The organism is Thermodesulfobacterium geofontis OPF15 (assembly GCF_000215975.1).
Taxonomy (GTDB): Bacteria; Desulfobacterota; Thermodesulfobacteria; order Thermodesulfobacteriales; family Thermodesulfobacteriaceae; genus Thermodesulfobacterium; species Thermodesulfobacterium geofontis.
In genome coordinates this window covers 530,705-541,960 of record NC_015682.1, presented here as the reverse complement: position 1 = coordinate 541,960, position 11,256 = coordinate 530,705, and the positions used below count along the sequence as shown (strand labels likewise).

The 11,256-nt window shown below is 30.7% G+C and carries 16 protein-coding genes; 10 read left to right on the top strand and 6 right to left on the bottom strand.

All coding sequences use genetic code 11. The features are described 5' to 3' along the window. Positions 1–71 precede the first annotated feature (71 nt). The 10 genes from TOPB45_RS02825 (at position 72) to TOPB45_RS02780 (ending at position 6,389) form a co-directional block, all read left to right on the top strand. Positions 72–473 (top strand): desulfoferrodoxin, encoded by a 402-nt coding sequence (locus TOPB45_RS02825; RefSeq protein WP_013909343.1) that lies wholly within the window; start codon positions 72–74, stop codon positions 471–473. A 26-nt stretch (positions 474–499) separates the two neighbouring features. After that, complete coding sequence (locus TOPB45_RS02820; RefSeq protein WP_013909342.1) at positions 500–661, top strand: rubredoxin; 162 nt, start codon at positions 500–502, stop codon at positions 659–661. 49 nt (positions 662–710) lie between these two features. Next, entirely contained in the window at positions 711–875 is a 165-nt protein-coding gene (rd, locus tag TOPB45_RS02815; protein ID WP_013909341.1) for a rubredoxin, read from the top strand. 23 nt (positions 876–898) lie between these two features. Then, positions 899–1,060: a rubredoxin gene (gene rd / locus TOPB45_RS02810; RefSeq protein ID WP_013909340.1), complete on the top strand. Its 162-nt coding sequence runs from the start codon at positions 899–901 to the stop codon at positions 1,058–1,060. Between the two features lie 18 nt (positions 1,061–1,078). Continuing rightward, positions 1,079–1,228, top strand: coding sequence for a hypothetical protein (locus TOPB45_RS08930; protein WP_013909339.1), 150 nt, complete (start codon positions 1,079–1,081; stop codon positions 1,226–1,228). A 21-nt stretch (positions 1,229–1,249) separates the two neighbouring features. Beyond that, positions 1,250–2,443, top strand: a complete 1,194-nt coding sequence (locus TOPB45_RS02800; protein ID WP_013909338.1) for an FprA family A-type flavoprotein — start codon at positions 1,250–1,252, stop codon at positions 2,441–2,443. Continuing rightward, a complete protein-coding gene (locus TOPB45_RS08535) occupies positions 2,403–3,173 on the top strand; it encodes a DVU0298 family protein (RefSeq protein WP_049774812.1) in 771 nt (256 codons plus the stop codon). Before TOPB45_RS02800 ends, TOPB45_RS08535 begins: the two co-directional genes overlap by 41 nt. 42 nt (positions 3,174–3,215) lie before the next feature. Then, positions 3,216–4,353 (top strand): peptide chain release factor 2 gene (gene prfB / locus TOPB45_RS02790; RefSeq protein ID WP_013909336.1). Its coding sequence is split into 2 segments (ribosomal slippage): positions 3,216–3,308 and positions 3,310–4,353, totalling 1,137 coding nucleotides; the frame shifts between segments, so codons are not numbered across the junction. Positions 4,354–4,357: 4 nt separating this feature from the next. Beyond that, the gene (carA, locus tag TOPB45_RS02785) at positions 4,358–5,491 is read left to right on the top strand and encodes a glutamine-hydrolyzing carbamoyl-phosphate synthase small subunit (protein ID WP_013909335.1); all 1,134 of its coding nucleotides are present in this window, start codon (positions 4,358–4,360) and stop codon (positions 5,489–5,491) included. Beyond that, a complete protein-coding gene (locus tag TOPB45_RS02780; RefSeq protein ID WP_013909334.1) occupies positions 5,472–6,389 on the top strand; it encodes a bifunctional riboflavin kinase/FAD synthetase in 918 nt (305 codons plus the stop codon). The genes carA and TOPB45_RS02780 overlap by 20 nt, the downstream gene beginning before the upstream one ends. Here the strand turns inward: TOPB45_RS02780 and TOPB45_RS02775 are convergent. From TOPB45_RS02775 to pstC, 6 genes are all read right to left on the bottom strand, one after another. Further along, positions 6,386–6,619: a winged helix-turn-helix transcriptional regulator gene (locus tag TOPB45_RS02775; RefSeq protein WP_013909333.1), complete on the bottom strand. Its 234-nt coding sequence runs from the start codon at positions 6,617–6,619 to the stop codon at positions 6,386–6,388. The genes TOPB45_RS02780 and TOPB45_RS02775 overlap by 4 nt on opposite strands. An 88-nt stretch (positions 6,620–6,707) precedes the next feature. Beyond that, positions 6,708–7,478 (bottom strand): 5'/3'-nucleotidase SurE, encoded by a 771-nt coding sequence (surE, locus tag TOPB45_RS02770; protein ID WP_013909332.1) that lies wholly within the window; start codon positions 7,476–7,478, stop codon positions 6,708–6,710. Further along, entirely contained in the window at positions 7,475–8,623 is a 1,149-nt protein-coding gene (gene argJ / locus TOPB45_RS02765; RefSeq protein ID WP_013909331.1) for a bifunctional glutamate N-acetyltransferase/amino-acid acetyltransferase ArgJ, read from the bottom strand. Before argJ ends, surE begins: the two co-directional genes overlap by 4 nt. Before the next feature lie 11 nt (positions 8,624–8,634). Next, positions 8,635–9,393 (bottom strand): phosphate ABC transporter ATP-binding protein PstB, encoded by a 759-nt coding sequence (pstB, locus tag TOPB45_RS02760; protein ID WP_013909330.1) that lies wholly within the window; start codon positions 9,391–9,393, stop codon positions 8,635–8,637. A gap of 10 nt (positions 9,394–9,403) precedes the next feature. Then, positions 9,404–10,273: a phosphate ABC transporter permease PstA gene (pstA, locus tag TOPB45_RS02755; RefSeq protein ID WP_013909329.1), complete on the bottom strand. Its 870-nt coding sequence runs from the start codon at positions 10,271–10,273 to the stop codon at positions 9,404–9,406. Then, entirely contained in the window at positions 10,264–11,199 is a 936-nt protein-coding gene (gene pstC, locus TOPB45_RS02750; protein ID WP_013909328.1) for a phosphate ABC transporter permease subunit PstC, read from the bottom strand. The genes pstA and pstC overlap by 10 nt, the downstream gene beginning before the upstream one ends. Between the last annotated feature and the right edge of the window lie 57 nt (positions 11,200–11,256).

The window sequence follows — 11,256 nt, the reverse complement described above, 5'->3', positions numbered from 1 at the left end:
AAACTTATATTGACAAATTTTAATTTTGTATTAGTTTAAATTTAAAAAAAATTTTAATTAGGAGGTTTAAGATGGCTGAAAAATTGGGGATTTATAAATGTAATGTATGTGGAAATATTGTTTTAGTTATGCATAGTGGCATAGGACAATTAGTTTGTTGTGGAGAGCCTATGCAGCTTATGGTAGCTGGATCTATTGATGCAGCAGTTGAGAAGCATGTCCCTGTAATTGAAAAGGTAGGTAACACATACAAAGTAAAAGTAGGAAGTACACCTCATCCTATGACAGAGGAACATTATATTGAATGGATAGAACTTCATGCAGATGAGGATAAAGTTTATATTAAATTTCTAAAACCTGGAGATGCTCCAGAAGCTACTTTTCAAGTAGAAGCAAATAGAGTTCTTGCAAAGGAATATTGTAATTTACATGGATTATGGGAATCTTCTAAAGTTTGTGAACCATCTAAATAGTTTTTATAAAATAGGAGGTTTGAAAGATGAAAAAATACAAATGTAGTGTATGTGGAAATGTATATGATCCTGAAGTAGGAGATCCTAAAGGTGGAATTCCTCCTGGAACACCTTTTGAAAAACTTCCTGATAGCTGGAGATGCCCAAGATGTGGGAATCCTAAGAATGTATATTACCCTGAAGATTAATTCTTGATATTTTTTAAAATCTTATAGAATCCCCTAAAAGGAGGTAGCTATGATTAAGTATAGATGTACAGTATGTGGTTATATTTATGATCCTAATGAGGGGGATCCCGAAAATAACATCCCTCCAGGAACACCCTTTGAAAGCTTACCAGATGATTGGGTTTGCCCATCTTGTGGAGCACCAAAAGAAGATTTTGAACCTGTCTTGAAATAAAAATTTTAGTCAGGAGATTTTTTATGAAAAAATACAAATGTAGTGTTTGTGGATATGTATATGATCCTGAAGTAGGAGATCCTAATCAAGAGATTCCTCCAGGAACACCCTTTGAAAAATTACCTAACAATTGGACTTGCCCTATTTGTGGAGCAGCAAAAAACGATTTTGTCCTTGAAGATTAAAAGAAAAGAATATCCAATGTGTTTTTTTTAAAGCCTTTAGAAAAAGGACTTTTAACTGGAGTTTGCAAGGCTTGTGTACAAAAGATGGGTACTTTAGAGTTAGCTAAAGAAAAAGGTCTTATTATTCTCGAAGATATGTATGGACATGCTGGGATGGGAAAAAAATAGACTTTTAAAAGGAGGAGTTCTATGGAGGCAGTAAAGATCAAAGAAGGCTTTTATTGGGTTGGTGCTATTGATTGGAATGTAAGAAATTTTCACGGATATTCTACCTTTAAAGGAACTACTTACAATTCCTATTTATTAATAGATAAAAAAATTACCCTTTTTGACACTGTAAAACATGGATTTGAAGAAGAATTATTATCAAGAATTAAAAGTATTATTAACCCAAAAAAGATTGATTATTTAATTGTAAATCATATAGAACCAGATCATGCTGGGGGATTCTTAAAAATAGTAGAAATTATAAAACCTGAAAAGATTTTTATAACCCAAAGGGGGAAAGATGGACTAAAAAAATATTTACATAAAAATGATTTTCCCTTTGAAGAAGTTTCTACTGGAAAAGAAATTAAAATTGGAGAAAAAACCATAAGATTCATAGAAACTCCTATGATTCATTGGCCAGACAGTATGATAAGCTATATCCCTGAAGAAAAAATTTTGGTCTCTCAAGATGCCTTTGGAGCTCATTATGCAACTTCTAATAGATTTGACGATGAAGTTGACTATTGCACTTTGATAGAGGAATCTGCCAAATATTATGCCAATATTGTACTCCCTTATTCTCCACGTGTTCAAAATCTTTTAAAAACAATAAAAGAGCTGGGGCTTGAAATAGAATTAATATGCCCAGATCATGGAGTTGTATGGAGGAAACATATAAATGAGATTATTCAGCTTTATGAAAATTGGAGCAATTATATTGCAGAAAAAAGAGCGGTAATTATCTATGATACTATGTGGAAAAGTACAGAAAAAATGGCCTATGCAATCATGGATGGTATAATAAAAGAAGGTGTAGAAGCAAGACTTTTTAAACTTTCTGTTTCAGATATAACTGATGTAATGACTGAAGTAATGCTTGCTAAAGGATTAGTTTTAGGCTCTCCTACATTAAATAATGGGCTTATGCCCACTGTAGCAAGCTTTGTCCATTATATGAAAGGACTTAGACCAAGAAACAAAATTGGAGCTGCTTTTGGTTCCTATGGATGGAGTGGAGAATCAGTTAAGCTATTAAATGATATCTTAAATGAAATAAAGGCTGAAATTGTTCATGAAGGAATAAAAGTAAAATTTGCACCTGACAAAGATACCCTAAAGCAGTGCGAAGAACTTGGGAAAATTATTGCCCAAAAAATTAAAAGTTCTTCCTAAAGAAGTGTCTATCTATTTAAAAAGAGAAGTTTGGGATATTCTTGAAAAAGAGGATCTTAAAAATTTATTGAATTCTCTTAATAAATTTCCTCCTACTAAAATTGTGAGTTTCCTTATAGGAGCTTTTTTACATCCGAAAGAAGAAATTCGTTGGAAAGCTATAATAGGATTTGGATATATAGTTTCTCAAATAGCAAATAAAGATCTTGAGAGGGCAAGGATAATAATCCGTAGGCTAATTTGGATGCTTAATGAAGAATCAGGAAGTATGGCTTGGGGTGTTCCTGAAGGTTTTGCTGAAGCATTATATAATCATGAAATTTTAAAAAATGAATATCTCTCTATTTTTATTTCCTATATTTGGGAAACAGAAGATACAGGGAAACATAAAGCAGATAATTACTTAGAGTTTCCCCCTGCTCAAAGAGGAGTTATATGGGGGATAGGAAGGCTTGCTCAAAAATATAAAGATGATCTTTTAGAAAAAAATGCACATTTTCATGTATATAAATGTCTTGTTAGCTCCCCTGATTTAGCAGTAAAATTTTTAAGCCTTTGGAGTTTAAATAATCTTTTCCCCTTCCCTGAAGAATTTAAAATAAATCCTCAAGAAATTGAAAAAACAATAAATCTTCTTATTCAAAAAGATTTTAGTTATTTTATGTTTGATGGAAAAAAAATTGTTAATCTGCATATTTCTCAGCTTAAAGAGATCTTAAAACTTTTATAAAAGACTTTATTTTCTTAAAAATTGGTTTATATTTTATTTGCTATGCATAATTTGGCTCAAATTTATAAAAATGTAGATTTAGAAAAATTGATCAAAAATTTTGAGGATAAATTGGAAGATTTAAGGGGGTGTCTTTGAACCCCAAAAATTAGAGACAAAATTAATCAAAATCGAAGAAGAACTCCAAAATAACAAAGATTGGGATTCTCAAAAAATAAAAAAACTTCTTCAAGAGAGAGCTCAAATTTTCGAGAAAATATCTATCCTTGAAAATCTTGAGAGAAAATTTAAGGAAATTCTCGAATGGTATTCTCTTTATAAAGAAGAAAAAAGTTTTGATATATTAAATACTCTTTTAGAGGAACTAACCTCCTTTGAAAAAACTTTTAAAACTGAGGAAACTAAACTTTTACTTTCAGGAGAATATGATTCTTCTTCCGCAATTTTAAGCATTCATGCAGGAACTGGAGGAACAGATGCACAAGATTGGGCTTCTATCCTTCTTAGAATGTATGTAAAGTGGGCTGAAAAAAAAGGATATAAAGTAAAAATTGTTGATATATTACCTGGAGAAGAAGCAGGAATAAAAAATGCAGTTTTATTAATTGAGGGAGAAAAAGCTTATGGATATTTAAAGGGTGAAAAGGGAATTCATAGACTTATAAGAATATCACCCTTTAATGCAAATTCTAAAAGACATACCTCCTTTGCCTCAGTTACTGTGATTCCTCAAATTGAAGAAGATATTGAGGTGGAAATAAGACCTGAAGATTTAAAAATTGAAACTATGAGGGCAAGTGGACATGGTGGACAACATGTTAATAAGACTGAAACTGCAGTAAGAATTACCCATATACCTACAGGAATCACTGTAACCTGTCAAAATGAAAGAAGCCAATATTTAAATAAAATGACTGCTTTAAAAATTTTAAGATCAAGGCTTTATCAATTGGAAAAGCAAAAACTTGAAAGTAAAAAAGAAAGTTTAATAGGAGAAAAAAAAGAAATAAGCTGGGGAAATCAGATTAGAACTTATACTTTACATCCTTATAAAGTAGTTAAAGATCACAGAACTCAATACGAATCTTATAAAGTTGAAGAAATCTTAGATGGAGAAATTGATGATTTTATTAGAGAATATCTACTTTGGGAATCAAAACAAAAATTAAAAGATAATTAAAGCCATGAAAAAATATAAAGCACTCGTTATGTTAGAAGATGGAACCCATTTTTGGGGATATTCTTTCACTATAAGAGGCGAGTCTTTTGGAGAGATTGTCTTTAATACCGGAATGACAGGATATCAAGAAATACTTACCGATCCCTCCTATTATGGACAAATTGTTACTATGACTTATCCACTTATTGGAAATTACGGAGTAAATCAAGAGGATATGGAAAGTGAAAGGATTCAAGTAGCAGGTTTTATTGTAAGAGAATATCAGCCTTTTTATAGCAATTGGAGGGCTGAAAAATCGTTAGGAGATTGGCTCTCAGAAAATAATATTCTTGGAATTGAAGGAATTGATACAAGAGCTTTAACACGCCATATAAGACTTTATGGAGCTATGAAAGGTGGTATAACAACTGAAACTCTTGATCCTAAAAAATTCTTAGAAAAAGTTAAAGAAAGTCCTGATTATGTGGGTAGGGATCTTGTGCAGTATGTAACTTGTAAAGAGCCTTATTATTTTGGAAAAAGAGGAAAAGAAAATTATAAAACTTTTAAAGGTGAAGCTAAATATAAAATAGCTGTTATTGATTGCGGTTTAAAATACAACCAACTTAGGCTTTTTACTGAAAGAGATTGTGAATGTCTTGTATTTCCTGCCTACACTGAACCTAAAGAAATACTTTCTCATAACCCTGATGGAATTTTTATTTCAAACGGACCGGGTGATCCTGCACCTTTAAAAACTATAGTGAGAAATATAAAAGAACTTCTCGGTAAGAAACCTATTTTTGGAATATGTTTAGGACACCAAATTTTGGGACAAGCTCTTGGAGCAACAACTTATAAGCTTAAATTTGGTCATAGAGGAATAAATCATCCTGTGTTAAATCTTTTCAATAAAAGGGTAGAAATTACCTCACAAAACCACGGATTTTGTGTAAAAAAAGAGGAACTCCCTAAATCTGCTTTAATAACTCATATAAATTTAAATGATCAAACTCTTGAGGGAATATTTGTACCAGATTTAAAAGCTATGTCTGTACAATACCATCCAGAAAATGCTCCTGGGCCACACGATTCAATTTATCTATTTGATAGTTTTCTCAATCTTTTGGAGGGAAAGATTGAAAATTTATACCCCTAAGGATTTCCCACTTCCTTTTGAAACAGTAATTACCATAGGAAGTTTTGATGGAATTCATTTAGCACACAAAGCTCTCTTTGAAGAAACCAAAAAATTGGCTAACCTTTTAAACGTTAAGCCTGTTGTAGTTTCTTTTGATCCTCATCCACGTACGGTTCTTTTTCCGGAATCAAATTTAAAGCTTTTAACTACCTTAGAAGAAAAGCTTTACTTACTTTCTCTTTTAGAGATAGAAAACTTAGTTCTAATCCCTTTCACTAAAACTCTTTCAGAACTTTCTCATGACTTGTTTGTTCAGGAATATATAGTTGACAAAATAAAAGCCAAAGGAATAATTGTAGGATTTAATTTTAGATTTGGAAAATTTAGGAAAGGTGATGTAGATTATTTAAATAAAGTAGCCAAAAAATATAATTTTATAGTAAAAGCTATCCCCCCTGTAATGCTAAATGGCGTCATAATTTCGAGCTCTGCAATTAGAAATCTTATAGAAAAAGGAAATATTGAATCTGCTAATGAACTTTTAGGAAGACCCTATTTAATTATGGGAAAAGTAATCAAAGGTAAAGGTAGAGGAAAAGAAATAGGTTATCCTACTGCAAATTTAGAAGTTTCTCCTTTAAAACTTCTTCCTCCCTCAGGAGTATATGCAGTTTGGGTACTTTTAAATGGAGAAAAATTAAAAGGTGCTTTAAATATAGGTAAAAGACCCACCTTTGGAGAAAAGGAAATTTCTATTGAAGTACACATTTTCAATTTTAATAGAAATATTTATGGAAAAACATTAAAAATTGAAATAATAAAACGTATAAGAGATGAAAAAAAATTCCCTTCTATAGAAAATTTAAAAATTCAAATTGAAAAAGATTGTAAATTAATTGACGAAATTTTACATTAAATCTTTCCAGCTTTTTTAAGTTCCTCTACAAATTTATCATATACATTAATTTTTTTCCCAATCTTTTTAGGAATTTCAACCCCTCTTTTTCTTAATTCATTTACAATTTTATTTACTTGAAATTTACTTATTCCTAATTTTTCTGCAATTTCAGTAGCACTCATATTAGCATAGTTTTCGTATACGAATTTTACATCTTCAATAGTTACTATTCTACCTCTTTTTCTCATTTACAATCACCTCCATTATATTTTCTTTAATATTTATTATAAAACAAAAAACGAAATTTTCAAACGTGAAAATTTATAGAAATAAAATTTATACAACAAGATTTTTTAAAATTTTATCATCTATTTGTTTAAGCTTATTTAGAGAAGAATAATTTGTTAGGTCAAATTTAATAGGTGTGATAGTAATATAGCCTTCTTTTAATGCTATTACATCTGTATCTGGATCTTTTTCTGTATATTCTTCTGCTCCTTGCCAATAATAAATTTTATCATGAAGATCAAGTCTCTTATCAAAAATTTCTTTTAATTTAGCAATTGATTGTCTAACAAATTTAATTCCTTTAATTTTATAAGGATTTATATGAGGAATATTAATATTTAAACAAAAAGGTAAATCAAGTGGCAAATCAAAAGCATAATTTATAAAGGTGCTTATAAAATTTGCTGCAAAACAATAGTCTACATCTTCATAAGCATCTATAGAAACAGCAATAGAAGAATATCCAAGTATTTTAGCTTCTGTTGCTGCTGAAACAGTTCCTGAATATAAAAGATTAATTCCTACATTTGCTCCTTTATTAATACCAGAAATAACCAAATCTACTGGTCCTATAAGTTCATAAAGAGCAAGTTTTACGCAATCAGCAGGAGTACCATTTATTGCATATCCCCAAAAATATTTCCCCCTTTTAACTTTTCTAACCCTTAAAGGTTGTTCTATAGTTATAGCATGACCAACTGCACTCCTTTCACTTTCAGGAGCAACTATATAAACTTCGTGATCAAGAACTAAAGTTTCGTATAATGCACAGAGACCTTCTGAATAGATTCCGTCATCATTTGTAAGAAGTATCTTCATGTTCTATAATGTGCATTTATTCTGATATATTCCTCAGTTAAATCTGTAGTTAACATTTCGTAGCTCATTTTCCCTTGTTTAAGTCTTATACAAAGTTCTATTTCAGGTTTTCTCATTTCTTCCTTAATTTTAGCTTCATTATTTATGCTTTTAAAATTAGCAACCCAAGGAATCCCATTTAAATAAATCTCTATTTCCTGAGGATTGAATTTTATTCCACTTTTACCAAGAGCTGAAAATATTCTCCCCCAATTAGGATCTCCTCCGTAAAAAGCAGTTTTTACTAATGGAGAATTAGCAACAGATGTTGCAAGAATTTTTGCTTCATTTTTAGTTTTAGCTCCTTTTATTAAGATTTTGATAACTTTACTTGTCCCTTCTCCATCTTTTATTATAAGGTAAGCAAGTTCCTTAGCAACTTCTAAACAAAGGCTTTCAAACTTTTCCCAGTTTTTAATTTTTTTTAAATTACTACATAACATATAAACTGTGTCATTAGTACTGGTATCTCCATCAACTGTAATTCTGTTAAAACTTTGTTCTACCATTTTAGGAAGACTTTTTTTTAAATAATCCTTAGATACTTCAGCATCTGTTAAAATGAAAGCAAGCATAGTTGCCATATTAGGAGCTATCATCCCAGCACCTTTGGCTACCCCAAATATAACTATTCCATCCTCGGTTTTTTTTGATACTATTTTAGGAAAAGTATCAGTAGTCATGATAGCTTTAGCAAATTGAATGTAATTTTGTACTGAAAGATTAGAAATAAGAGTAGGAATATTTGGTAAAATCTTTTCTAAAGGTAATTGTTCTCCTATTACTCCGGTTGAGGCTGGAAGTAAACTTTTATAGGGAATTTTTAAGTATTTAGCCACTTCTTTAAGAATTGTTAAAGCTCTTTTAAAACCTTCTTCCCCTGTGCAGGCATTTGCAACACCGCTATTAGCCAGAATTCCATGAATCTTTTTTTCTCTAATAAGCCGTTTTCCTAATAAAACAGGAATAGCTTTTACTGTATTAGTAGTAAATACACCCCAAGCAGTAAGTTCTTCAGGAGAATAAATTAATCCTAAATCAAGTTTATCTTCTTTTTTTATACCACAAGATATTCCCGAAAATAAAAATCCTTCTGGAACAAACATAAATGTTCTCTTTAACCAAATCTTCCTGTAATATAATCTTCTGTAAGTTTTTTTTCTGGAGTAGTAAAAATTTTTTCAGTTGGTCCCACTTCTATTAGCTCTCCCAAATACATAAAAGCCGTGTAGTCAGAAATCCTTGCTGCTTGTTGCATATTGTGAGTAACTATTACTATAGTTATTTTAGATTTTAGCTTCACAATTAAATCTTCTATTTTAGATGTAGATATTGGATCAAGGGCAGAGGTTGGTTCATCAAATAATAAAACTTTAGGTTCTACCGCAATAGCTCTTGCAATACAAAGCCTTTGTTGCTGTCCTCCGGAAAGAGAAAAAGCACTCTCTCTAAGTTTATCTTTTACCTCATCCCATAAAGCAGCATCTATAAGAGCTTTCTCAACCCTTTCTTTTAATTCAGAACCTTTAATACCTTTAAGTCTTAATCCATAAGCTACATTATCAAATATACTCATAGGAAAGGGAGTAGGCTTCTGAAATACCATTCCTATCTTAGATCTAAGAGTAATTAAATCCACATTTTTATCTAAAATATTTTTCCCTTCAAAAATTATTTCTCCTTCATATCTATTCCCTATATATAAATCATGCATTCTATTTAAGCACCTTAAAAAAGTGGTTTTACCACAACCAGATGGTCCTATTAAAGCTGTAACTTTATTTTTATAAATAGTAAGGTTGATATTTTTAAGAACTAATGTTTCCCCATAATAAAAATTTAAATTTTTAACCTCTATTTCAACATTTTTTTCCATTTTTTAAAATCTATCTTTTAGTTTTCCATCTAAAAGGTACCAATGTTCCAAAATGAATGAGAGCTTTTGCAAGTAATGAAAGCACTAATACAAAAAGGGTTAAAAATAATGCTGCAGCCCAAGCTTGTTTATGCCAATAATCATAAGGCCCCATTATATAATTAAAAATAGTCACTGTTAAGGTTGCCATAGGTTTAAAAAGGTTAAATGAAAGATAGGCATTATTAAATGCTGTAAAAAGAAGAGGAGCTGTCTCCCCAGAAATTCTTGCCACTCCTAAAAGGACACCTGTTAAAATACCCACTTTGGCAGATCTCATAGTAACATCTTTAATAATTTGCCATTTATAAGCTCCAAGTGCATAAGCAGCCTCTCTTAAGGTATCAGGAATTAAGTTTAACATTTCATAAGTTGTAACAGCAATTACAGGAATCATGAGAAGTGCTAAGGCAAAAATTCCAGAAAGAGCGTTAAAATGCTTAAAAGGAATTACCATTAAAGCATACATTACTGCACCCATAATAATAGAAGGAGTGCTCACCATTATATCAGTAATATTTTTTAATGCCATAAAAATTTTAGAATTTTTACCATATTCTGCATAATAAATACCTGCACATATTCCTATAGGAACACCTATTATAGTAGCTAAGAAGGTTATAATAAAATGACCAACAAAAGCATGTTTAAGCCCTCCTCCTTCAATTCCTGGAGGATTGGGGTTCTGTAAAAAAAGCTCTAAAGTAAGATATTTAAACCCATTTATAAACAAAGTTCCCAAAATCCAAAAAAGCCAAAATAACCCATAAAGAGCAGCCAAAAAAGAAATTAGTAACATTATATAATTTATTAATTTTCTTTGAAAAACTTTTATTTCCATTTTTTTTCTAATCTTAGTACCATAAGTTTAGCTAAACTAAGAATTACAAAAGAAAGAATAAAAAGGATAAAAGATAAATAAAAAAGTGCGGAAAGATAAAGAGGAGTATCTGCTTCAGTAAACTGATTAGCTAAAGCTACTGTAATAGTTGTAAATGGTGAAAACAAAGAAGTAGGAATTTGGGTTACATTTCCTGCTAAAAAAGTTACTGCCATTGTTTCTCCTAAAGCTCTGCCTGTTGAAAGAATAAGTCCTCCTGTAATACCAGAGGCAGTATATGGAATAACCACATCTTTAATAACTTCCCATTTAGTGGCTCCTAAGCTATAAGCTGATTCTTTCATCACGGAAGGAACCAAATCAAAGGAATCTTTTACCACTGAAGCCATAAAAGGAATTATCATTATGGATAAAACTAAAGAAGTTGTAAGAACATCAATGCCGGTTGGGGGACCAGAAAATAGTTTCCCTAATAAAGGAAGGGAAGAAAATAATTTTTGTAAAGTAGGCTCTATATAAGTTCTCATAAAACTTGCTAATACCAAAAATCCCCACATTCCATAGATTATACTTGGAATAGCTGCTAAAAGCTGTATAGCACTTGTAACTATTCCTTTTAGAAATGAAGGGGCAAGTTCAGTTATAAAAATAGCTATTCCTATAGCTATGGGAGCTGCTATAATAACAGCTATAAAAGTACTTATTAAAGTGCCTGTTATCATAGTAAGCCCACCAAAAGTTTCAGAAACAGGGTCCCAAGTAGTGGTAGTTAAAAATTTAACTATTCCGAAAGTTTTAATAGCTAAAAGGGATTCATGAAATAAAATTAGAAAAACTGTAAAAGGGAAAAGAAACCCTGAGAAGATAGCCCAGAAACCTAAAAAGTTCTTTATTATTATTTCTAAATAATAATTTCTTTTTATCACTATAATTCTAAAGGATGAAAAAGATAGGTTTCCATAAAATCTTGGTTTAATTCTAAT

What these genes read in the sequence shown, in the direction of transcription:
- argJ (WP_013909331.1), bottom strand. Translation starts at nt 8,623, where the DNA reads ATGTTTGTTCCAGAAGGATTTTTATTTTCGGGAATATCTTGTGGTATA.
- TOPB45_RS02775 (WP_013909333.1), bottom strand. Translation starts at nt 6,619, where the DNA reads ATGAGAAAAAGAGGTAGAATAGTAACTATTGAAGATGTAAAATTCGTA.
- TOPB45_RS02820 (WP_013909342.1), top strand. Translation starts at nt 500, where the DNA reads ATGAAAAAATACAAATGTAGTGTATGTGGAAATGTATATGATCCTGAA.
- pstA (WP_013909329.1), bottom strand. Translation starts at nt 10,273, where the DNA reads ATGGAAATAAAAGTTTTTCAAAGAAAATTAATAAATTATATAATGTTA.
- pstB (WP_013909330.1), bottom strand. Translation starts at nt 9,393, where the DNA reads ATGGAAAAAAATGTTGAAATAGAGGTTAAAAATTTAAATTTTTATTAT.
- rd (WP_013909340.1), top strand. Translation starts at nt 899, where the DNA reads ATGAAAAAATACAAATGTAGTGTTTGTGGATATGTATATGATCCTGAA.
- carA (WP_013909335.1), top strand. Translation starts at nt 4,358, where the DNA reads ATGAAAAAATATAAAGCACTCGTTATGTTAGAAGATGGAACCCATTTT.
- surE (WP_013909332.1), bottom strand. Translation starts at nt 7,478, where the DNA reads ATGAAGATACTTCTTACAAATGATGACGGAATCTATTCAGAAGGTCTC.
- rd (WP_013909341.1), top strand. Translation starts at nt 711, where the DNA reads ATGATTAAGTATAGATGTACAGTATGTGGTTATATTTATGATCCTAAT.
- TOPB45_RS02825 (WP_013909343.1), top strand. Translation starts at nt 72, where the DNA reads ATGGCTGAAAAATTGGGGATTTATAAATGTAATGTATGTGGAAATATT.
- TOPB45_RS02800 (WP_013909338.1), top strand. Translation starts at nt 1,250, where the DNA reads ATGGAGGCAGTAAAGATCAAAGAAGGCTTTTATTGGGTTGGTGCTATT.